19 protein-coding genes are annotated in these 22,550 nt (G+C 67.5%); 3 read left to right on the top strand and 16 right to left on the bottom strand.

Annotated features, from left to right (window positions below; genetic code table 11):
• Positions 1–3: 3 nt before the first annotated feature.
• The 3 genes from BACI349Y_RS03535 to ilvD form a co-directional block, all read right to left on the bottom strand.
• On the bottom strand, positions 4–1,221 hold the full coding sequence (locus BACI349Y_RS03535) for an MFS transporter (RefSeq protein WP_159630518.1): 1,218 nt from the start codon (positions 1,219–1,221) through the stop codon (positions 4–6).
• A 92-nt stretch (positions 1,222–1,313) separates the two neighbouring features.
• Complete coding sequence (locus BACI349Y_RS03530; RefSeq protein WP_159630516.1) at positions 1,314–2,132, bottom strand: oxygenase MpaB family protein; 819 nt, start codon at positions 2,130–2,132, stop codon at positions 1,314–1,316.
• Between the two features lie 113 nt (positions 2,133–2,245).
• Positions 2,246–4,105 (bottom strand): dihydroxy-acid dehydratase, encoded by a 1,860-nt coding sequence (ilvD, locus tag BACI349Y_RS03525; RefSeq protein WP_159630514.1) that lies wholly within the window; start codon positions 4,103–4,105, stop codon positions 2,246–2,248.
• Positions 4,106–4,190: 85 nt separating this feature from the next.
• Here ilvD and BACI349Y_RS03520 point away from each other — a divergent pair, with 85 nt between their 5' ends.
• A complete protein-coding gene (locus BACI349Y_RS03520) occupies positions 4,191–5,024 on the top strand; it encodes a helix-turn-helix transcriptional regulator (protein ID WP_159630512.1) in 834 nt (277 codons plus the stop codon).
• On the opposite strand, the gene BACI349Y_RS03515 is transcribed toward BACI349Y_RS03520, so the two are convergent.
• From BACI349Y_RS03515 to BACI349Y_RS03505, 3 genes are all read right to left on the bottom strand, one after another.
• On the bottom strand, positions 5,021–6,256 hold the full coding sequence (locus BACI349Y_RS03515) for an amidohydrolase (protein ID WP_159630510.1): 1,236 nt from the start codon (positions 6,254–6,256) through the stop codon (positions 5,021–5,023). The genes BACI349Y_RS03520 and BACI349Y_RS03515 overlap by 4 nt on opposite strands.
• Positions 6,257–6,391: 135 nt before the next feature.
• Entirely contained in the window at positions 6,392–7,339 is a 948-nt protein-coding gene (locus tag BACI349Y_RS03510; protein ID WP_159630508.1) for a polysaccharide deacetylase family protein, read from the bottom strand.
• A gap of 57 nt (positions 7,340–7,396) precedes the next feature.
• Positions 7,397–8,956: a purine-cytosine permease family protein gene (locus BACI349Y_RS03505; protein WP_159630506.1), complete on the bottom strand. Its 1,560-nt coding sequence runs from the start codon at positions 8,954–8,956 to the stop codon at positions 7,397–7,399.
• 107 nt (positions 8,957–9,063) lie between these two features.
• Between BACI349Y_RS03505 and BACI349Y_RS03500 the strand changes: the two genes are divergently transcribed.
• Together BACI349Y_RS03500 and BACI349Y_RS03495 are read left to right on the top strand one after the other, a co-directional pair.
• The gene (locus BACI349Y_RS03500) at positions 9,064–10,665 is read left to right on the top strand and encodes a PucR family transcriptional regulator (RefSeq protein ID WP_159630504.1); all 1,602 of its coding nucleotides are present in this window, start codon (positions 9,064–9,066) and stop codon (positions 10,663–10,665) included.
• Between the two features lie 123 nt (positions 10,666–10,788).
• Positions 10,789–11,541 (top strand): VOC family protein, encoded by a 753-nt coding sequence (locus BACI349Y_RS03495; protein ID WP_236560710.1) that lies wholly within the window; start codon positions 10,789–10,791, stop codon positions 11,539–11,541.
• Between the two features lie 10 nt (positions 11,542–11,551).
• Here BACI349Y_RS03495 and BACI349Y_RS03490 read toward each other — a convergent pair whose 3' ends face one another.
• From BACI349Y_RS03490 to BACI349Y_RS03445, 10 genes are all read right to left on the bottom strand, one after another.
• Entirely contained in the window at positions 11,552–12,388 is an 837-nt protein-coding gene (locus BACI349Y_RS03490) for an IclR family transcriptional regulator (protein WP_159630500.1), read from the bottom strand.
• A 73-nt stretch (positions 12,389–12,461) separates the two neighbouring features.
• Entirely contained in the window at positions 12,462–13,718 is a 1,257-nt protein-coding gene (locus tag BACI349Y_RS03485) for an aminopeptidase P family protein (RefSeq protein ID WP_159630498.1), read from the bottom strand.
• Between the two features lie 105 nt (positions 13,719–13,823).
• Entirely contained in the window at positions 13,824–15,194 is a 1,371-nt protein-coding gene (locus tag BACI349Y_RS03480) for an MFS transporter (protein WP_159630496.1), read from the bottom strand.
• A gap of 281 nt (positions 15,195–15,475) precedes the next feature.
• Entirely contained in the window at positions 15,476–15,796 is a 321-nt protein-coding gene (gene fdxA, locus BACI349Y_RS03475; protein WP_159630494.1) for a ferredoxin, read from the bottom strand.
• A gap of 5 nt (positions 15,797–15,801) precedes the next feature.
• A complete protein-coding gene (locus tag BACI349Y_RS03470; RefSeq protein ID WP_159630492.1) occupies positions 15,802–17,274 on the bottom strand; it encodes an aldehyde dehydrogenase family protein in 1,473 nt (490 codons plus the stop codon).
• 27 nt (positions 17,275–17,301) lie between these two features.
• Entirely contained in the window at positions 17,302–18,102 is an 801-nt protein-coding gene (locus BACI349Y_RS03465; RefSeq protein WP_159630490.1) for an SDR family oxidoreductase, read from the bottom strand.
• Positions 18,102–19,052 carry a dihydrodipicolinate synthase family protein gene (locus BACI349Y_RS03460; RefSeq protein ID WP_159630488.1) on the bottom strand — a complete coding sequence of 317 codons (951 nt, stop codon included), beginning with the start codon at positions 19,050–19,052 and terminating at the stop codon, positions 18,102–18,104. Before BACI349Y_RS03460 ends, BACI349Y_RS03465 begins: the two co-directional genes overlap by 1 nt.
• 44 nt (positions 19,053–19,096) lie before the next feature.
• Entirely contained in the window at positions 19,097–19,900 is an 804-nt protein-coding gene (locus BACI349Y_RS03455) for an enoyl-CoA hydratase-related protein (protein ID WP_159630486.1), read from the bottom strand.
• Complete coding sequence (locus tag BACI349Y_RS03450; RefSeq protein ID WP_159630484.1) at positions 19,897–21,150, bottom strand: CaiB/BaiF CoA transferase family protein; 1,254 nt, start codon at positions 21,148–21,150, stop codon at positions 19,897–19,899. The genes BACI349Y_RS03455 and BACI349Y_RS03450 overlap by 4 nt, the downstream gene beginning before the upstream one ends.
• Positions 21,147–22,544, bottom strand: a complete 1,398-nt coding sequence (locus BACI349Y_RS03445) for an FAD-dependent oxidoreductase (RefSeq protein ID WP_159630482.1) — start codon at positions 22,542–22,544, stop codon at positions 21,147–21,149. The genes BACI349Y_RS03450 and BACI349Y_RS03445 overlap by 4 nt, the downstream gene beginning before the upstream one ends.
• Positions 22,545–22,550 lie beyond the last annotated feature (6 nt).

Genomic DNA, 22,550 nt, shown 5'->3' with positions numbered 1-22,550 from the left:
GGGTCAGGCGCTCCGGCGTGTGATCCGTGCCGTCACGAACGCCAGGACCGACGAGACCGCGAGGACAGCGGCGGCCACCAGGAAGGCGCCGCCGTGGCCGGCGGAGTCGAACAGGACGCCACCCAGCGTTGATCCGACGGCGATCGAGGTCTGGACGACGGCCACCATCAGGCCCCCACCGCCCTCGGCGTCGTGGGGCATGGCCTCTGCGATCCAGCTCCACCAGCCCACCGGGGCGGCCGTGGACAGCAGCCCCCAAACGCCCAGGAGGACCATGACGACGGCGAGCCAGCCGCCGGTGGGGACCAGGGCGGCGGCGATGAGCGCCATAAGGGCCGGGATGGTGACCAGTGTCCGGTACAGGCCCTTCCCCAGGAACCGGCCAATCAGCATGGTGCCGGCAAACCCTGCCACACCCATCACCAGCAGTACGAGCGAAACAGTGGCCACCTCCACGCCGGTCACCCGCTCCAGGAACGGACGGACGTAGGTGAACAGGACGAACTGGCCCATGAAGAAGGTGCCGCAGGCGGCCATCCCCCAGGCGACAGCCGGGCTCTTGAAGGCGGCGAAAATTCCGAGGATGTTTCCGGACGCCCGCTTTTCCACCGGCATGGAAGGAAGGCTGATCCACTGCCAGACCAGGGCGAGCACCGCCACGGGAACCAGGCAGAAGAACGCTCCACGCCACCCGATGAATGAGCCCAGGTAGCTGCCCAGCGGCGCAGCCAGCACGGTGGCCAGGGCGTTGCCGCCATTGAAGACCGCCAGGGCGCGCGGCACCTGGTGGGCCGGCACCAGCCGCATGGCGGTGGCTGCGGACATGGACCAGAAACCGCCGATGACCACGCCAATGAGGGCACGGCCCACCATGAAGAGCAGGTAGCCCGGGGCCATGGCGACCAGGGCACCGGAGACAGCCATCACCGTGGTCAGGCCCAGCAGCAGGGTCTTGCGGTTCATGCTGCCGGCCAGCGTGGACACCGACAGGCTGGTGGCGACGGCGAACAGGCCGGAGATCGCGATGCCCTGCCCCACCATCCCCTCGGAAACCCGGAGTTCGGCGGCCATTGGGGTGAGCAGGCTGACCGGCATGAATTCGGAGGCGATCAGGGCGAAGACGCACAGGGACATCGCGAAGACGCCTCCCCAGTGCGCGTGGTGCTGCACGCCTGGTTCTTGGGGCGCACGGGTGCTGGTGACAGTTGTTTCGGGGGCCATGCCTTCCATCAAACCGTGCTCCCGGAGCCCTAGCGAGGGCCCTGCTGAAACCGGTTTTGGCAGACCCCCTTTAGGGCAAGGCTGCCGTGGAACTATGCAGAGGTTCCTTGCCGCTGCATGTTGTGCGGGCTCTTCCGCAGGTCTTTTTCCAGTTCTGCCAGGCAGTAGTCCTTGAACCAGTGCCTGATGCGCAGCGGCAGCATGGGGTAGGCCACCGCAAGGACGCGCCATGTCCGGTCGAAGCGGTGCTGGTGGCGGTCGCTCCATGCGAGGCCGTAGTCCTTCCGCAGTTGCTCCGGGAGGAGCCCGGCGGTGAGGAACCTCGCGGACGGCATGATGGCGCGGTACCAGAGTGCGGTGTGCTTGGGGAACAGCAGGCCGCGCCCCACGCGCACGCCTTCCTCCTCGGCACGGAGGGTTGAAAGCTGCTCATCCCAGTAGCGTCTGAACGCCGCCCGGTCCTTCGGCCACATGTCCGGTGGAAGCTGCAGGGCGGTCCCAATCCGTGCGTAGTCACGGTACATTGCGTCGGCCGCCTCGTCGCCGAGCGGGCCGCGGATCTTCTCGACGATGGTCAACGCGGTGTCATAGAGCGTTGCTGCCACCCAGAGCTGCAGTGCCGGATCGAAGGCGTTGTAACCGGCGGACGGTTCGGCCGCCGTGCGGCGTACCGGAACGTGCGCGTGGTTCACCCTGCGCCGGACTTCCTTGGCCTGCTCCTCCGTTCCGTACACGATGCCGTAGACGTAGGTGAGAGTTCCCTTGAGACGGTTTACCGGGCGTTGGGTGAACGTGCTGTGCGCCGCCACGCCGCGGCCGATCGCGGGGTTGGCAAGCTGCAGCAGAATGGCCCGTCCTGCCCCGGCGAGCAGGATGCCTTCAGCCCGGAAATCGGCCTCTCCCTGCACCATGTGAACAGGGTACCGGAGGGGCAGGACATCAGGACGGGCCCTTTGGCCCGTTGTGCCTGGGCAGAGGAGGGCCGCAGGACCTGTCCTGCCTCCTCCCCTGCCCGGTGTGGGCGTTAGCGCTCCAGGAGGGACACGTCCCGGACGGCGCCCTTGTCCGCGGAGGTGGCCATGGCGGCGTAGGCGCGCAGGGCAGCAGATACCTGGCGGTCCCGGTCCTTGGGCTTGTACCCGCCGTTGACTTCCAGTTTCTCGCGGCGTTCGGCCAGGATTTCGTCAGAGACCTCCAGCTCCATGGAGCGCTGGGAGATGTTGATGCTGACGATGTCGCCGTCCTCCACCAGCGCGATGGTTCCCCCTGACGCAGCCTCCGGGGAGATGTGGCCGATCGACAGGCCGGAGGTACCGCCGGAGAAGCGGCCGTCCGTGATGAGCGCGCACTTCTTGCCCAGGCCGCGGCCCTTGAGGAAGGACGTGGGGTAGAGCATCTCCTGCATGCCCGGACCACCCTTGGGGCCTTCGTAGCGGATCACCACCACGTCGCCTTCCTTGATCTGCTTGTTCAGGATCTTCTCCACGGCTTCGTCCTGGGATTCGCAGACCACAGCCGGCCCGGAAAAGGTCCAGATGGATTCGTCCACGCCGGCGGTCTTCACCACGGCGCCGTCCACGGCAATGTTGCCGCGCAGCACGGCCAGGCCGCCGTCCTTGGAGTAGGCGTGCTCCACCGAGCGGATGCAGCCACCTTCAGCGTCGGTGTCCAGGGAGGTCCACTCGTTCGACTGCGAGAACGCGGTGGAGGACCGGACGCCGCCGGGAGCCGCGTGCCACAGGGCCTGCGCCTCGTCGGTGGCCTTGCCGCCGCGGATGTCCCAGTCGTCCAGCCAGCCGTCCAGGTCGGCGGAGTGCACGGAGTGGACGTCCTTGTGCAGGAGGCCGCCGCGGTTCAGCTCGCCCAGCAGGGCGGGGATGCCGCCGGCACGGTGCACGTCCTCCATGTAGTAGGTCTTGTCCTTGGCCACGTTCGGGGCCACCTTGGCCAGGCAGGGCACCTGGCGGGACTTGGCGTCCATCTCGGCCAGGCCGTAGTCCACGCCGGCCTCCTGGGCCGCGGCCAGCAGGTGCAGGATGGTGTTGGTGGAGCCGCCCATGGAGATGTCCAGCGCCATGGCGTTGTCGAAGGCCTTGGCGGTGGCGATGGAGCGGGGCAGGACGGAGTCGTCGTCGCCGTCGTAATAGCGCTTCACCAGCTCGACGACGGTGGCGCCGGCCTTTTCGTACAGCGCCTTGCGGGCGGTGTGGGTGGCCAGCACGGAGCCGTTGCCCGGCAGGGAGAGGCCGATGGCCTCGGTGAGGCAGTTCATGGAGTTGGCGGTGAACATGCCGGAGCAGGAACCGCAGGTGGGGCAGGCGTTCTCCTCGATGAGGTTGATGTCCGCGTCGGAGATGGACTCATCCACGGCGTCGGCGATCGCGTTGACCAGGTCCAGGGAGCGGACGGAGCCATCGGTCAGGGTCACGCGGCCGGCTTCCATGGGGCCGCCGGAGACGAAGACTACGGGGATGTTCAGGCGCAGGGCTGCCATGAGCATGCCCGGGGTGATCTTGTCGCAGTTGGAGATGCACACCAGGGCGTCGGCGCAGTGGGCGTTGACCATGTACTCCACAGAGTCGGCGATCAGGTCGCGGGACGGCAGCGAGTAGAGCATGCCGGAGTGGCCCATGGCGATGCCGTCATCCACGGCGATGGTGTTGAACTCCCGCGGCACGGCGCCGGCGGCGAGGATCGCATCGGAGACGATCCGGCCCACCGGAGCCAGGTGGGTGTGGCCGGGGACGAACTCGGTGAAGGAGTTGGCCACGGCAATGATGGGCTTGCCGATGTCCGAGTTGGCAACGCCGGAGGCGCGCAGCAGTGCGCGGGCTCCGGCCATGTTGCGGCCGTGGGTGACTGTTTTAGAGCGGAGTGCAGGCATGCTTACCATCCTCTTGCCTTGCAGGGCTGGGTGGAAGACAGCGCTGCTACTAGTAGTAGGAGTACCAGAGTAATAGTATTTTGAGGTGAACAATCCCGGCCGCCGCAAAGAACTGGGGCTCTTCCTCCGGGCCCGGCGCGACCAGGCGCTGCGGGCCGACTACGGCCTGCCGCCCGTGGGCCGCACCCGTGAGCGGGGGCTCCGCCGCGAGGAGGTGGCGTTCCTTTCCGGCGTCAGCGTCACCTGGTACACGTGGCTGGAGCAGGGCCGGGACATCAGCCCGTCCCGGCAGGTCCTGGAGGCCATCAGCCGCGCACTGCATCTGTCCAGTACCGGCCTGGGCTACGTCCTGTCGCTGGGCGGCTACGCCTCGGCAGCTCCCGCCGGGCCGGCAGCCGATACCGCCCCGCCCCACATCCAGCGCCTCTTGGATGCCCTGGACCCCAATCCGTCCTTCGCCCTGTTTCCGGACTGGGGCGTGGCCGGGTGGAACAGGGCCTACGCGGCGCTGTACCCCAACATCGCCACGGTGCCGGCGGCGGACCGGAACCTGCTGTGGCTGGTGTTCACGGACCCCTACGTCCGGAACCTGCTGCCGGACTGGGACACCACCAGCAAGCGGTTCCTTGCGGAGTTCCGGGCCGAAACCGGGCAGCGGCTGGGCGATCCGGACATCCAGTACCAGGTAGAACGGCTCAAGGAAGCAAGCCCGGAGTTCCGGCAGGGCTGGGACCTGTACGACATCCTGGGTTTCGAGTCCCGCGAGCGCCTCTTCCACCATCCGGCCGTGGGGGTGCTGCAACTGGAACACCACCAGGTGTCCCCGTCGGACCGGCCGGACCTGCACCTCGTGGTGTACACACCGGCCCCGGGCAGCGATGCCGCGGCGCAGATGAAGTCCCTGCTGGCGGGGGCCTAACCCGGCTGCGCCGCGAGGTAGGCGAGCGCGGCGGCCGCCTGGGCCCGGGTGGCCATGCGGAGGGTGGGGTCGACGGCGGGCAGGAACGACGGCGAGTGGTTGGCAGGGATGTCGGCGTCCACCGTGCCATTCGCCACGGCCCGCCGGTAGGTTTCCGGGGGCACGGAGCCGACGATCCAGTAGACGTACGGGATGCCGAAAGCGTCAGGGATGCGGCTGAAGTCCTCTGACGCCGTCTGCGGGGCGGTGCGGTACACAGCGTCCGCGCCGAAGGTCCTGGTGAAGGCTGCAGTGACCCGGGCGTTGGCCTCCGCATCGTTGCTGGTCAGCGGGTACTGGTCGTAATACTCAAACTCCGGTTCCTGCGGCGAGCCGGCGGCTGCGCACTCGCCCCGAACGATCCGCTCGATGGCGGCCACCATGGCGGCCCGGACGGCAAGGTCGTACGTGCGGAGGTTGAGCAGCAGCTCCGCCCGGTCCGGGATGATGTTGGCCGTGGCTCCGGCGCTCACCGAGCCAACGGTCAGCACTGCGAACTCCCCTGGAATCGTTTCGCGGGAAACCACAGTCTGCAGGCGGAGGACGATCGAGGCGGCGAGCACCACCGGGTCCACGGACTTGTGCGGCATGGAGCCGTGGGCGCCGCGGCCGTGGACGGTAATCCGTACAGAGTCGCCGGCCGAGAGGACCGGGCCCGGCGTGGTGCCGATGGTTCCCGCCTCGGTGGGCATGACGTGCTGGGCCAGCGCGATGTCCGGCCGCGGGATTCCGGCGGCCAGGCCGTCGTCGAGCATTGCCTGCGAGCCTGCGGCCGTCTCCTCTGCCGGCTGGAACAGGGCGGTGTAGGTTCCCCGCCAGGCATCCCGGCGGTCTGCCAGGTACTTTGCCGCGCCGAGCAGCGCCACGACGTGTATGTCGTGCGCGCACGCGTGCATCACCCCCGGGACGGCGGAGGCGTAGCGTGCCCCGGTTGCCTCGGTGACCGGGAGGGCGTCCATGTCGGCCCGGGCCAGGACACCCGGGCCGGGTCCGTTGGCCAGGACGCCCACCACGCCGGTGCCGCCAAAGTGCCGGACGTCGAACCCCCAGGCCGCCAGCTTCGCGGCAACAGCAGCGGAGGTCTGGTGTTCGGCGAGGCCGAGCTCCGGATTCCGGTGGAGCTGTTCGTAGAGCGGGACCTGCCAGTCCAGTTCCTGCTCGATCCCGTCCGCAGCGCTGTTCGCAAAATCCATCGAAGGCTCCTCCCGGCCGGTGGCGCCGGCCTTTCCGGCCACCATAGGCAGCACCAACGGATGGTGTCCATGGGCAACCAAAAAAGCGGCCGGCGGCGGGAAATCCCGCCGCTGGCCGCTTCTTGCCCACGGACGCTAGGCCAGCACCCCCTGCCGCACCACGGCCGGCTTGAACTGTGCACCCGCGCCCGGGAATACCGGCACCTCGATCCGCGCGTGGGTGTGGACCTCGGTGACCGTGGCCTTGGTGTGCCGGGCAATGTTCTCCATGGTGGTCACCCACATGCCGTCCATTGCCTTCACCCGCTCCATGAGCTGCTCCAGCGCCACGGCTTTGGATGGCCGGCCGGAGATGAACGGGTGGTTGGTGAGGACGAAGCAGCTGCCCTGGGAATGGTGGGCCTCGGCTTCAAGCGTCCACATTTCCAGGACCTTGGCCGGGCTCTCGATCACGCCACTGCCCGTAACGCCCGGGTAGAAGGCGTACTGCTCCCAGTCGTCCAGGGTCCAGTCCACCGGGATCTCAACGATGTCCCGGGGATCATCGGCGGCGACGGCGAAGCGGTAGGGGGCATCGCCGTCGAGCAGGCTGGAATCGTAGAGGAAGCCGCGGTCCGCCAGCAGGCCCGGGGAGTGCCAGTTCAGTTCCCACCACGGTGCGCGGTAGCCCACGGGTCGGACACCTGCGACTTTGGCCAGCGCCTCCAGGCCGCGGTCAATGTAGCTGGCCTCGGTGGCGGCGTCGATGCCCTGCATGGGTTCGTGCAGGTAGCCGTGGTGCGCCACTTCGTGGCCGCCGTCAACAATCTGCCGGACCACATCCGGGTAGGACTCGGCCGTGAAACCCGGGATGAAGAAGGTGGCCTGGATGTCCTGGCGGGCCAGGATGGCCAGGAGCCGGGGCACCGCGATCTTGGGGCCGTAGGACTGGTGGCTCATCAGCGACATGCGCCGGGTGCTGGTGGGATCGTGGGCGATGGTGCAGGATTCGGCGTCCACGTCGAAAGTGAAGGAAGCTGCAGCTTTGAAGCCTTCGGGCCAGGTGATGGGGTGCAGGGGGTCCGCGATGGCGGCGTTGTTCACGGGAAATCCTTTCGGTGGGCGCTGTGGGCGCCCGCCAGGTTCTACGGGATGGTGAGCTTAGAGGGCGGGAAGGGCGGGCGTGCTCTCCGCGCTGCCTGCTTCGGGGGCGGTCGCTCCAGGGGTGGCGTCCACCTTCTGTGCGGCGCGTGGCTCGAGGGCCAGGTAGCGGATGTGCTGGCGCGGGCCGAGGATGGCGTACACCCCGGCGCTGGTCAGTCCACCGGCCAGCCAGGACAGGTCCCAGCCGCCCAGGGCCACGGCGATGGGGCCCTGCATGATGGGGATCAGGCCGTACATGAACAGCCAGGTGGCGAAGATCCCGGCCAGGAGGGAGATGACGCCGGCGAAGTTGACCACCGGCAGCCGCTTGGTGCCCACGCCGTCGAACAGACGGTCGGTGCCGCCCGGCCAGCGCTTTTCCAGCCAGAAGTAGTGCACCAGCATGATTCCGCCCCAGGCGGCCACCCAGGCCACCAGGCCGATCAGCCAGGCGTCGAGTACCGCTGCGAAGTCCTCCTGGAAGATGAAGAAGACGACGGCGCCGAGCGAGAAGACGCCGACGAACAGGTTGAGTTTGCGGCGGCTGATGGAGATGTCCAGGGCCTGGGTGGCCACGGAGAAGGTGTAGATGTTCAGGATGTTGGTGGCGATGGGGCCGTGGAGCACCATGAGCAGTACGGGCAGCGCCATGGCGCCGAAGTTCAAGACGATGAGCTTGCCGGGATCGATCTCACCGCTGTTGGTGGCCAGGCTGGCGCCCAGGACGCCGAGCCACACCACGGGGATGAACTGGCCCAGTACCGAAGCGAGGTAGACCTTTTTCTTGGGGACGCTGGTGCTGACGAACCGGGAGTAGTCCGCGGCGTAGGTGAACCAGGTGATGCCCCAGCCGATGCCGATGGCGGTCATGACGGCGCTCATGGCTGCGATCCGCTCTGAGCCTTCCAGGACGGCGCCGGCGGGACCGGCGTAGCTCCAGTCGATGTCCATGCCAAACCAGGCCACCGCGGACATGACGGCCAGGATGAGGATGGTGGGCGGCACGGTCCATTTCTCGAAGGCGGCGATGGCCTTGTAGCCGAACCAGGCGATGGCAACCTGAAGGGCCATGATGAAGGTGGCGACGCCGATCTTCCAGCCGTAGTTGGGGGCTTCCGGGTCAACCCAGCCAAGGGTTCCGAAGAGCGCCATGACCAGGTCCAGGATGATCCAGGTGTTCACCGCGCACCAGCCGATGACCAGCAGGGCCTGGATGGCGGCCGGCAGGTAGTTGCCGCGCCGCCCGAATGCCGCCCGGGCCAGGACCATGCCGGTGGCTCCGGTCTTCTGGCCCAGGAGGACGAAGCAGCCAAAGAGCAGCATGCCGATCAGGTTGCCCAGCACCAGGACGGTGATGGTGTCCGCGAGTCCGAGTCCCAGCTGGATACCGAGTGCCCCCAGCACCCAGTTGATGGGTGCCAGGTTGGCGCCCGCCCAGATCCAGAACTGGCCGGATACCTTGCGTGTTCGTGCTGATTCGGGGATGGGCTGCAGCCAGGCTTCGTGGTCCACGGCGCTGTGGTCCTGCGTGGCCTGGTCAGGTTGGCCGTGCGTGGCTGTAGAAAGCTTTTCTTGCATGGGGGCCTCCGTGAGGTGGATAAGTACCAACTAGGCTATGTGGCCCCCATCACAAGCAACAAGATACAATGTGTCGAATAAATCCTCCTACTACGTTACGGACTGTCGTGTCAGTGTTTCTTGGCGAAATACTCGCCCACCCCGCGCTCGCCGCCGCCGATCCTGTGGTCCACCCCCAGGGCGTGGTGGCTGATGCGCAGCCGGTCCGCTGGGTCCACTCCAGTGAGGTGCTGGACATCGCTCCCCTGCTCCGTGGCGGTGAACTGCTGCTCTGCGGTGGGATCACGCTGGCCACCGCCACCCCGGCCAGACGCGGGGACTACGTCCGTGAGCTGGCGCAGCGCGGCGTCGCTGCGCTGGCCATCGAGACCGGCGGTGCACTGCCGGAAATTCCTGCGGACATGCTGCAGAAGGCTGAGGAATACGGCCTTCCCGTGGTGGAACTGCGCAAGGTGGTCCCGTTCGTCGGCGTCATGCAGGCCATCAACTCCATGCTGGTCAGCGAGTCGGTGGGGCACCTGCAGCAGGCGGATGCCGCCACGCGCGCCATGGCTGCCGAGCTGGCGCATGGCGCTTCACTGGACAAGATCCTGGGCGTGCTGGCAGGCATCACCGGCTCGGCCGTGAAGCTCACCTCCCCGTGGGGAGTGACCATGGGCAGCGCGGCGCCGGAGGGTTGGAGCAACGGGGTGGACGCGGAAGCCGGAGAAGGAACAGCGGACGACGACGGCACCGGGCCAGGCGGGCACGGCGGCTTTTACCCGGTGGCCGGCGGAACGGTCATCACCGTGGACATCCCCGTGCGCGGGGTCCTCATGGGGCGGCTCGAGGTGCACGTGCCGGATGTCGCGGACACGGCGCTGGCCCAGGTGGCGGGCGAGCGCGCAGTGGACATCCTGGGCCTTGCGCTGCTGCAGCACACGCCTCCGGGACTGCACGCCCTGGCCGGCGCTGAACTGATGCGCGCCGTGCTGAATTCCGCACCGGAGTGGCGCCTCGAGCAGCTGGCCCCCGGCGCCGGCTTCCCCACGGACTCCCCCGCCGTGGTGGCCGCGATCCACGCGGCGGCACCGCAGGAGCTGCGCGGCGCCGTCGAAAACTTCCTGAGCTCGCAGCGGATTCCCTGTGCCGCGTACCTGGATGACACCGAGCTGGTGGTGATGATCGGCCTGCCGTGCACCGAGACGGCCGGCGAGCGGCGGCAGCTCCTGGAATCCCTGCAGGGACTGGAGGGGGACCACGATGCCGTGATCGCCGTGGGGCCGCTGGCAGACGGGGTGGCGGAGGCAGCCTGGTCACTGGCGGAAGCCCGGCGCGCCCTGGAGGTACGGCAGATCCGCCGCCGGAATGCGTCCGCGCGCAGGCGGCCCCCGTCCCGGGGCCTGGTTGTGGTTGACGCCCAGGACACCGCCGTGGAAAGCCTCGCCCTGACCTGCCTGGATGCCTCGTCCAGGGAGGCGTTCGTGAGCCGGCAGTTGCGGGCGGTCCTGGAGCATGATGCGCAGCGGCAGTCCCAGCTGCTGGAGACGCTGCAGGTATGGCTGGACTCCGGCTGCAATACCGCGCAGTCGGCGCGCGAACTGCACCTGGAGCGGCAGTCGATGCACCACCGGCTGCAGCGGATTTTCGAGCTCTGCGGAGGGGATCCGCGCGGGACGGGGCGGCTCGCGGCGCTGCACCTGGCGGCGAGGATGGCCGGGCTGCCCTGACCTCCTGCGGGGCCCCTGCTTCCGGACGTATGCTTGCCTGGCATTGCCCCGTGGCCGGGCCCCCAGGTCCGGGCAGCTCGGATGGAAAGGGCGCGGCGGATGGCAAAGCGGAATACTTCCTTAGTGGGTGCGCCGTGCTGGGTCGACACCTGGCAACCGGACCCCCAGGGTGCCAAAGAGTTCTATGGCGGACTGTTCGGCTGGACGTTCGACGAGCCGATACAGGTGCCGGGATTCGAGGACGGGTACTGTCTGGCGCGCCTTGACGGCCGCTCCGTAGGCGGCGTGGGGCAGGCCCCGCCGGGGTCACCAGCGGGATGGCTGACCCATATCAGGGTGGGCGATGCCGGGAAGGCTTCAGCGCTGGCGGAACAGGCGGGCGGCCGGCAGCTCGGGGCCATCGGCGCCGGGACCCGTTCGCAACTGGTTGCCGATTCCTCCGGCGTGCTGTTCTGCCTGCGGCAGGCGGGCGTCAATGACGGCGTTGAGCTGGCAGACCAGCCCAATAGCTGGGCCATGAGTTCGCTGCACACCCCGGATCTTGGAAAGGCCCAGGAGTTCTACAGGGCGTTGTTCAACTGGGAACTGGCGTCGCCGCCGGACGCCCCGTTTTCACTGTGGCTCCTCGAAGACCAACTGGTGGCCGTGGCTACCCCCACCGACGGCGTGACTGTTCCTCCACATTGGAGTGTGAACTTCGGGGTCACCGATGCAGACAGGACCGCCGACCGGGCCGTTGCCCTGGGCGGCGGCATTGTCATGGCACCCATGGATACCCCCGGGTTCAGGAGTGCCGTGATCAGCGACCCCTGGGGCGGTGTGGTCGCGGTCAGCGCGGTCACGGAGCAAGCCGGCACCCCGCCGGCACGGGCCTGACCAGGCAGCGTCAGCTTCCCGGGCGGCCACCCAGCCGGGTGGTCACCTTGGCGGCGGCGGCGACGCAGGCCTCCCCCAGACTCTCGAACTGTTCCTTGGACACCCGGAACCGCGGCGCCGGAATCAGGACGGCCGCCACAACGTCGCCGCGGTGGTCGCGGACGGGCGCGGCCACGCCCACCTCGTCCATGGACGATTCGCCGTAGTTCCCCGCCCATCCCCGCTGCGCAACATCCTGGAGCCGGGCTTCGTACGCTGCCAGTCCGTCGTCGTCCAGTCCCGGAAAGGTGATGGTTCCGCTGCGCAACAGTTCACGCACCCGTTCGGCCGGCAGCGTGGACAGGAACACCTGGACCGAGGCGCTCATCGCATCACGGTAGCGGGCGCCCAGGGGCGTGGTGTGCTTGATCTGGTGGTGGCTCGCGATCTGCTCCACGCAGATGGCCTCGTCACCGTTCCACAGCATGAGGGCACTGGTTTCGCCGGTCTGCTCGGTCAGCTGCCGCAGGACGGGGTAGGCAACGCGCCGTTCCTCCATCTCGGCCAGCAGCGGTCCGGCGACGGCGATGAGCCCCAGGCCCAGCCGGAACCGCTTGGTCTCCGGGTCGCGTTCCACCAGGTTTTCCTGCTCGAAGGTAGCCAGGATCCGGGACACGCTGGATTTGTGCATGCCCACACGGTTGGCGATTTCCGTGACGCCCAGCAGGGGTTCGTCCGCGGTGAAGGTGCGCAGGACGGCGATCGCGTTGACGACGACGGAGGCTCCTTTGGCATCCGTCCCGCCGTTGGTGCCGGTTCCGCTGCCGTTGCTGTCTGGGGTTTTCGCAGGAGTCATGGTGGACACCATCTTTCCCTATGGTCGGGGCTGGACACCGAAAGCGGCGCCGTGGTGCACGGCGCCGCTTCGGCTGTTCAGATGGTTATCCCTGGACGATGTTGTGTTCCGGGCCGAACGGGAACTTGGTGATGTTTTCCACCGTGTTGTCCTCGCCGATCACCAGGATGTCGTGCTCGCGGTAGCCGCCGGCGCCCGGGAGGCCGTCCGCCACCGTGATCATGGGCTCCATGGAAACCACCATGCCGGGCTCCAGGACGGTGTCGATGTCCTCGCGCAGCTCCAGCCCGGCTTCCCGGCCGTAGTAGTGGCTCAGGACGCCGAAGGAGTGGCCATAACCGAAGGTGCGGTTGGCAAGCAGGCCGTGGCTGATGTAGATCTCGTTGAGCTCGGCGGCGATGTCCTTGCAGACGGCGCCGGGCTTGATCAGTTCCAGGCCGCGCTCGTGCACCTCGACGTTGATGTTCCACAGCTCCAGCGAGCGCTCGTCCGGCTGGCCCAGGAAGAGGGTCCGCTCCAGGGCGGTGTAGTAACCGGAGGTCATGGGGAAGCAGTTGAGCGAGAGGATGTCGCCCTGCTGCAGCTTGCGGGTGGTGGCCCAGTTGTGGGCGCCGTCGGTGTTGATGCCGGACTGGAACCACACCCAGGTGTCGCGGACCTCGCGGTCCGGGAAGGTCCTGGCGATCTCGTGCACCATGGCCTCGGTGCCAATGAGGGCCACCTCGTACTCGGAGATGCCTTCGCGGATGGCGTTGCGGATGGCTTCGCCGCCCAGGTCGCCGATGCGGGCGCCGTGCTTGATGACTTCGATTTCCTCGGCGGACTTGATCATGCGCTGGCGCATGGCGTCCTGGGAGACGTCCAGGAGCTGGGCGCCGGGGAACGCGGCGGCGATCTTTTCGCGGGTCAGACCCGGGAGGAAGTCGTCCTCGACGCCCAGCCGGGTGGCCTTGACGCCTCGCTGGCGCAGGGCTTCCTGGAGGCCGAAGTAGAAGTTGTCGCGGCGCCAGTCGGTGTAGACGATGTTCTCGCCGTAGGAGGTGCGCCACGGCATGCCGGCGTCGATGTTGGCGGTGACGGTGACGGAGTCGTTGGCGGTGACCACCAGGGCGTAGTTGCGGCCGAACGTGGTGTACAGGAAGTCGGAGTAGTACTTGATGCCGTGGTAGCTGGTGAGGATGACCGCGTCCAGCTCCTTGGCGGCCATGATCTTGCGGAGGCCGCCAAGGCGGCGCTCGAACTCTGCGTCGGAGAACGTGAGCTTGCCCTTGGTGCCGTTGTGCAGGACCTTGAGGCGCTCGAGTTCGGCGATGGAGGAGGCGTTGTCGGCAGTGATAGTCACGGGTGTTGCCTTTCTAGTGGGTGCCAGCTGCTGTTGGTGCAGTTGGTGTTGTTTGCGTAGTGAGGTTGGTCTGTGTACCCGGATGGGTCAGGGGCCTCTGGTTGGTCAGAGGTGCTTGAGGGGCTTCCGCGAGGTTTCGGTGGCGAACAGCACGGCCATGAGGGACACGGCGGATGCGGCCACGAGGTACCAGCCCGGCGCCAGCTTGCTTTGCGTCATGCCGATGAGCAGGGTGGCCATGAACGGGGCGGTGCCGCCGAACAGGGCATTGGAGAGGTTGAAGCTGACGGCGAAGCCGCTGTAGCGGACCTTGGTGGGGAACAGTTCGGCCAGGAAACTGGGGAGCGTTCCGTCGTTCAGCGTGAGCATGCCGCCCAGCAGGATCTGGACCAGGACGATCACCAGGAAGTTGCCGGTATCCAGCAGCATGAACGCGGGGACGGTCAGGAGCATGAACAGGACCGACGCGGTGATCAGCATGCGCTTGCGGCCGAACCGGTCCGAGGCGAGTCCTGTCAGGAAAATGAAGCCGATGTAGCTGGCCAGGGCGATGGTGGTGGCCAGGAAGGACTCGGTGGGGCCGAAGCCCAGTTCCTCGGACAGGTAGGTGGGCATGTAGCTGAGGATGACGTAGAAGCCGACGGCGTTGAGCAGCACTGCCCCGCAGGCGATGATGAGCTGCTTGCGGTAGGTGCGGAACATGTCCAGGGCCGGGGCTTTGGGGGCGGATTCCTCCTGGTCGGCCAGTGCGCGGAAGGCCGGGGTGTCCTCCAGCCTGGTGCGGATGTAGCGGCCGATCAGTCCCATGGGGGCGGCCAGCAGGAACGGCAGCCGCCATCCCCATTCGTGCAGCTGGTCAGTGCTGAGTACCGAGCTGAGGAGCGCCGCGATCAGTGACCCCAGGAGCAGGCCGGCGGCGGTACTGGCGGGAACGACGGCGGCATAGAGTCCGCGGCGGTTGGCCGGCGCGTATTCCACCAGGAAGGCTGATGCTCCGGCGTATTCGCCGGCCGCCGAGAAGCCCTGGACCACGCGGACCAGGAGCAGCAGGACCGGGGCCAGCATGCCGATGGTTCCGTAACCAGGGATGAGGGCGATGCAGAAGGTTGAGACGGACATGATGACGATGGACAGGGACAGCGCCTTGCGCCGGCCGAGCTTGTCGCCGATGTGACCCCAGAAGAAGCCACCCAGGGGACGGACGAAGAACGAGATGGCAAAGACGGCGAAGGTTGCCAGCAGGGCAGTCTGCCGATCGGCCTCAGGGAAGAACACTGAGGAAATTACTGCGGCCAGATAGCCGTACACCGCGTAGTCGAACCATTCGACAAAGTTGCCGATGAAGCTCGCAGTGACCACCCGGCGTCGAACGTCCTTGCTGGCAACGGCGTTGTCCATGCCGCCACCAGCCCCGGCAGGAGCGTTGGCGTCAGCGGCAACCATCCCTGCCTCGGGTGAGTTTTGTTGGGTACTCATGAAACCACCAATGAAAGTTAGAGTTGCATTGCTTGCAACGTGGTTGTTTCAAGATAGGCCGTGACGCGCAACACAGTCAAGAGGTTTCGCAATGATTAATCCCCGGGATCCGCACATCAATACGACAAGGCCGACGGCGCGGTATCCAATCAGGAACAAAAGCCTCTGTTGCAGCAAAAACAACAGAGTTGTAACACACGCGAATTCTGGCCGTTAACGCAATAGTGGCCGCCAAGCGGGAAGGCTTGGCGGCCACTATTGGGCAAAGGCATGAACGGCTGTTACCGCAACGGAACGGCTTCCCCTGCTATCACCGGATGGTCCCGGTGCAGGTTCCCAACGGCTGATGCACCCTGCGGTGACCCCAGCTCCGAGAAGAACTCCACGTTCGCCAGGACGTAGTCCGCCCATTCATCGGGGACGTCGTCGGAAAAGTAGATCGCCTCCACCGGGCACACGGGATCACAGGCACCGCAGTCCACGCATTCCGATGGGTGAATGTAGAGCGAACGTTCGCCCTCGTAGATGCAGTCCACCGGGCACTCCTGGATACAGGCCTTGTCCTTCACATCCACGCAGGGCTGGGCGATCACATAGGTCATGGCAGCTACACACCCGTGTACACGGTCTTGGCCCACGTGAAGAACTCCAGGGCGGACCTGCCCTGTTCGCGGAACGTGTTGGTTGAGGAGTCCTTGACGCCGCCGAACGGCACGTTCAGGTCCAGCCCGGCGGTGGGCCGGTTGACTTTGATCACGCCGGCCTGGGCCCTTGCGGAGAAGTCGGTGGCCAAGGCCAGCGAATCCGTGCAGATGCCGGCGGTCAGGCCGTAGCGGGAGTCATTGATGGCGGCCAGGCCTGCCTCGTAGTCAGCCACCTCCAGGACCGCCACCACGGGACCGAATATCTCCTCGGTCACGGCCTGATCGTCGAAGGCCAGGTCGGTGAGCACGGCGGCGGGGAAGAACAACGCTTCGGAGGAGTCGCCATCGTGCTTTCCGTGCAGGAGGGTTGCACCGCGTTCGACGGCACCGCGCACCGCTGCTTGGTCCTGCTCGAACTGCTGCGGGCTCACCACCGCACCCATGGCCGACTCCAGGCCGTCGCCCGGCGTGTACTTGGCGGCTTCCGCCACGAGGGCGTCGAGGAAGGCGGCGCGGATACCGGGGGTAACGTACACCCGGGACGTGGCGGTGCAGGCCTGCCCGGTGAGGCCGAAGGCCCCGGCAGCCACCACCTGGGCTGCCTTGCGCGGGTCCGCGTCATCCAGGACCAGGACGCCGTTCTTGCCGCCCATCTCCAGCTGCACGCGGGCGCGCCGGCCGTTGAGGATCTCCTGGAGGCCCAGGCCCACGTTGGTGGAACCGGTGAAGGAAATACCGGCAATACGGGGATCCCGGGCCAAAGCATCGCCCACCACGCGGCCCTTGCCGTGCACCACGTTGAATACGCCCGCCGGCAGTCCTGCGTCCTGGAGGGCGCGGGCCAGGTGCGTGGCGGACAACGGAGTGAGCTCCGCGGGCTTGATCACAACGGCATTGCCGCTGATCAGTGCCGGCGCGGCCTTCCAGGCCGGGATGGCGATGGGGAAGTTCCAGGGCGTGATCAAGCCGACGACGCCCAGCGGCTCGCGCCGCGTCGTGATGGTGGTGTCCGGCAGCCCGCTCGGCAGCACTTCGCCGCTGGCGGCCCAGCCGAGTGAACCGAAAAAGCGCAGCACGTCGGAGGCGCGTTTCACTTCGCCCTTGGCTTCGGCCAGGGTTTTGCCTTCCTCCCGGACAAGGTCCTCGGCGATGGTGCCCTGCCGTTCGACCAGCAGGTTTCCGGCGGTGATGAGGATGGCTCCGCGGGAGGGGGCGGGCAGTGCGGCCCAGGCCGGCTGCGCCGCTGCGGCGGCGGTAATGGCGGCGTCAACGTCCGCGGCGGTTCCGCTGGGTGACAGTGCCGCCAGCTCATCCGGCCGGGCGGGGTTCATGCGCCGGGTGTCCGCCTCACCAAGCCATTGGCCGTTGATGAGGTGCTGGGCGGTGAGGTGCGCGTGGGCGGTGGAAGTTTCGGCGGCAAGTGCGGTGGAGGTCATGGTGTTCCTTCAGGATGTTGGGTGTGGCTAGAGGCTGCGGATGAGGCCGCCGTCGCACCGCAGTGCCACGCCGGTGATGTACGACGCCGGGGCGCTGCACAGGAAGGCGGCAGCGGCGCCGAATTCGGCGGGTTCCCCATACCGCCGCGCGGGGATGGTTTTCCGGGACTCGAGCCGGATCTCTTCCAGCGTGGTGCCGCGGCGCTTGGCGGCGGCCTGGTCCAGCTCTGTGACGCGGTCCGTGGCGATCCTTCCCGGCAGGAGGAGGTTCACTGTCACCCCGTCCAGCGCCACCTCGGCGGCGAGCGTCTTGAGGTAGGCAGCAAGCGCGGCGCGCCCGGTGTTGGAGATGGCCAAATTGGGCAGCGGCGCTGCCACGCCGCTTGACCCGACGGCCAGGATCCTCCCCCAGCGCCGCTCGCGCATGCCGGGAAGTGTCAGGGCCACCAGTGCCTGGTGTGGCTTGACCAGGGTGTCGAATGCCGCGGCGATGTCCTCGGAGCCCAGGGTGGCAGCGGCGCCGGGCTTGGGGCCGGGCCCGTTGAGGACCAGGATGTCGATGGGACCCAGGCCGGATTCGGTCTGGGCTACTGCCGCCTCCACTCCGCCCTGAACGGTGAGGTCGGCTTCGACGGCGATGGCCGCGAAACCGGGAATGCCGCCGTATGCTGCCTGCAGCTCGCCCACGATCTCATCGGCCCGGTCCCGCCGCCGGCCCACGATGGCAACCTTGGCCCCTTCCGCAGCCAGCGCCCGAGCCACGGCGAGTCCCAGCCCTCCGGTGGAGGCGGCCACCAGCACTGTCCGTCCGACGATGCCCATGTCCATCAGAGGCTCCCGGCCGTAATGGGGGCACTGGTGAGCTTCAGTGCCGTGGCGGCTTCGCGGAGGTGAGCGGTCATGGCGTGGCGCAGGTTCTCGGGGAAGGCAGCCGCCGGGGCGCGGACGCCTGAGTCCTTGATCCAGCCCCGTTCCCGCAGGCATTCCTTGCGGATGGCCAGTGCCACCTTGGCCTGCTGCTCGAAGTTGATGAGCGGCAGGTAGGGCACCAGTTGGGCCGCGGCAGCCGCGTACCCTTCCCGCCGCCAGGCCCGGACGCAGGCGATGAGCGCCTCGGGGTAGGAGAATCCCGTCATGGCGCCCGCCGCCCCGGCCAGGAGCTCGTCCAGCAGTCCCTGGCCGCCGAGGCCACCGAACACTGAGATTCCTGTAGCAGCACCGAGCGTGCCGATGGCCACGCTGGTGGGCGGCGCCTCGGCCTTGATGGCAACAACGGACGGGCTTGCTTTGACCACTGTAATGAGCGCGTCGGTGGAGATGGTGACGCCGCTGGCGAGGGGATAATCCTGCAGCACCACCTTGACGCCGGTGGCACGGTGGATGGCGTCCAGATGGGCGGCCACCACCTCCGGTTTTGGCGAGTTGGCCTGCACCATGACAGCAGTAAGGCGGTGGCCGGCCACCTGTTGGGCTGCACGGATTTCCTCGATAGCCGGCCGGGTGGCCAGTGCCGTCACTCCCACCACCAGGGGCAGGCTGGTGCATTCGACGGCGATTTCCAGCACCTGCCGCCGCTCCTCCGCAATGAGGGCGGCAGCCTCGCCGAAAACGCCCAGGACGGTCAGGCCGGTGGCGCCGATGGTTTCGTAGCGTTCCACGAGGTCCGAGAGGCTGTCCAGGTCCAGGTCCAGGGTGCTGCCCTGGAACGGGGTGGCAACAACGCCCCACACGCCCGGGGCCAGGGATTCACGGTTTTCAGGCGCAGCGGATTGCGGCATGAGTGGTCCTTCTTTTGTTGGAACTCTTAGTGGGAAACGTGTATTCAGCGGCCCGGCCACACCGGCGGACGTTTTTCCTGGAACGCGCGGACGCCCTCGGCGGAGTCTTCGCTGTCCAGGGCGGCCATGAGGGCGGGCAGCCGGAGACCGCGTGCTTCGGCGGCCGTCAGGTGCGAAGTCCGGGCAGCCATCTGCTTGACCGCCCGGACGGAGGTGGGGGCGCAGGCGAGGATCTGGTCCACCCAGCGCTGCACTGCGTCGTCGAGTTCGTCAGCAGGAACCACTTCGTTGACCAGGCCCATGGCCTGCATTTCGGCGGCGTCGGCTTTCCGGCCGGTGAGCAGCATGCCCATGGCCTGGGTGTAGGGGACGCGGCGCAGCAACTGGTGGATGCCGCCGTCGAGCGCCAAGCGCCCCACCCGGGGCTCCGTCAGCCCGAACTTCGCGCTGTCCACGGCCACCACGATGTCCGCGCCCAGGACGATCTCCATCCCGCCGCCCAGCGCGTAGCCGTTGACCTTGGCGATCACGGGGACGTCCAGTGTGGTGCGCAGGCTCAATCCGCCGAAGCCGTTGGGGTCCAGGCCGGCCCAATACTCCAGGCCGGTCTTATCCACCGCGGACGCGGACATGTCCGCTCCGACGCAGAAGGCACGGGACCCGGCACCGGTGATGACCACGGTCCGCACTGACGGGTCCTGTTCCAGCTGGTCCCAAATCCGGTTGAGCCGGGCCTGCGCGGTACCGTCGACGGCGTTCAGGACATGCTGGCGGTCGATAGTGACGGTTGCGACGCCGTCATTGATCAAGAGGGTGACCTCATCAACCCGCTCTGCCACTGCCGTCACCGCAGGACTCCCAGCTGCTGAAGCCGGGCAATCGCCTCGGCGTCGAAGCCGTTCTCCAGCAGGACCTCCACGTTGTGCTCCCCCAGGCGGGGGGCGGCGCGGCGGATACTGGGCGGAGTGGCGGAGAGCCGGATGGGCGCGTTGAGCATCTTCACGGTCCCCACCCGCGGGTGTTCAGCCTCCACGATCATGCCGTTCGCCTCGGTCTGGGCATCAGCGAGCGCCTGTTCCAACGTGTGGACGGGAGCGTTGAGCAGTCCCTGTTCCTCCAGTTTCCCGGTCCAGTACTCGGTGGTGTTGGCGGCGAAGTGCTCCCGGAAGATGGCCTGCAGGGCGGGCTTGTTCTTGAACTGCTGCTCCAGGGTAGCGAACCCGGGGCGTTCGGTGAGGTCCTCGTCCAGGCCCAGGGCGTCGGAGATCCTCGCCAGCGGGTCAGGGGTAAAGCCGCCCACCATGCACACGGCACCGTCGGTGGTTTCGAAGACGCCGCTCAGTGGCATGGCGCCCCAGTTGACCTCATAGCCGCGGTTGAGCTGCATGCAGGCCTCCTGCATCTGCAGGTGCAGCATGGAGTCGTACATGGTCACCTCAACTTTCTGCCCCACGCCTGATGCCTGGCGCGTCCGCAGCGCCAGCAGGATGCCCTGCATGAGGTGCATGCCGGTGATGTAGTCGCAGAGCGTGGTGGGGTAGATCGCGGGCTTCTGGTCATCCGATTCGCGCCGCCACATCACACCGGAGTAGGCCTGGGCAATCGCATCCTGGCCGCCCTTGTGCGAGTACGGTCCCACCGGGCCGAAACCGGTGCCTGAGGCCCAGATGATGCCGGGGTTATTCGTCTTGAGCTCCTCGTAGCCGAAGCCCATCCGCTCCATGACGCCGGAGCGGAAGTTGCTGACCACCACGTCGGCGTCGGCCAGGAGCCGGTGCAGCACCTCGCGGCCTTCGTCGGTCCGCGTGTCCACGGAGACGCTGCGCTTGTTGCGGTTGATGGACAGGAAGATCGGGTTGTCCTGGCCGTCCTGGTCCGGGAACGAGTTACGGGAGATGTCACCCGCGCCGGGCCGCTCCACCTTGATGATGTCCGCGCCGTAGTCGCCCAGCAGCTGGGTGCAGGACGGGCCCATGAACACCTGGGTGAAGTCGACGATCCGGATGCCCTCCAGCGGAAGGGGCACCGGTGACGCAGCGGCCTTGGCGCCCGCCGCCGTCGTGCGTTCCTCCACCCGCTCTACCGTTGCCGCGCTCACGCCAGGACCGCCACTTCGGCGTCCAGGGTGGCGTTCGACGACGGGACGTCGCCGGGGTCCGCGCCGTGCCGGCGCATCCCCTGCTGGATGTCCGCTGCCGCCACGTCGCGGACCAGCACGCCGGATTCGACGGCGAGAGCGGCGGCGACGCCGACGGCCTGTCCCATGGCCATGCAGGGCGGGATCTCGCGGGACATCTTCTGCGCCTCCGGGGTGGCGGAGTAGTGGCGGCCGGCCACCAGCAACTGGTCCACTTCCTTGGGCAGCAGCGAGCGGTACGGGTAGTAGTAGTCCCGGCCGCGGGCCACGCTGTCCTGGAAGTGGCGGCGGGACGTGACGTCATCCTTGGTCATAACGTACTCGCCCTGCAGCAGGCGGGTCTGGCGGACGCCCATCTGGGAGGCGACGTCCAGCATGTAGCACTTTTCGAATCCGGGGAGGTTGGCCCGGACGTAGTCCACGGCCTCGGAGATCTTGTCCCGGGCGGAGAACTCGGCGGCGGTCATGCCTGCCGGATCCACACCATCAAAACCGGTCATGTGCGGCGCGTTGCACCACACGACGCCGTCGATGGGGGTCTTGAGCCACCACAGCTCCCAGGCCCCGCCCAAGAGGCGCTTGATCTTGCGGTTGATGGCGCGCGCTTCCTTGGGGTTGGCCTGCTCGAAGGCTTCTGCAGCGGCGGTGTCCACGTTGCCCAGCCGGAACACGAGGGTGGTGAGGTAGTTGTCCTTGGCGTAGCTGGCGCCGGCGCGGGAGGCCACGTCGATGTCGCCGGTGGTGTCGATGACCACGTCCGCCATGAAGGCCTGCGGGCCGAGCTTGGTTTCGCAGATGACGCCCTTGATGACGCCGTTGTCCACGATGGGGCGGGAGAACCAGGAGTGCAGCCGCAGGTCCACGCCGGCCTCGCGGACCAGGTCGTTCGAGACGCGCTTCCAGCCGTCAGGGTCGAACGCGGCGGCGTAGCAGATGGGCTTGGGATTGGTGTGGGAGTGGAAGTCGAAGGTGCCGTAGCGGCCCCACTTGTTCCAGAGTTCCTCGGAGGTGCGGCGGTCCTCGGCGGGCGGGACGATGGCCAGGCCCAGTTTCTGCAGGCGTTCCACGTATTCGGACACGATGCCGGTGACGGTGATGTCCTGGCCGTTAATCATGTCATCCAGGACCAGCACCATGCCGCCGGAGGCCAGGCCACCCAGGGAGGAGTAGCGCTCCAGGAGGGTCACCTTGGCGCCGGAGCGGGCGGCGGTGACGGCAGCGGCCACGCCTGCGGGGCCACCACCAACCACAAGGACGTTGGACCGGGAAATCACCGGGGCGGTGAGGTCCTCCGTGGTGGTGGAGAGCTCCAGGGAACCGGTTTTGGGCGCGGCGAAGCTGGGTGTGTTGTTCATGAGGGA

Source organism: Arthrobacter sp. 8AJ, from assembly GCF_902506025.1.
Lineage (GTDB): Bacteria > Actinomycetota > Actinomycetes > Actinomycetales > Micrococcaceae > Arthrobacter.
This window is presented reverse-complemented; position numbering and strand designations above follow the sequence as displayed.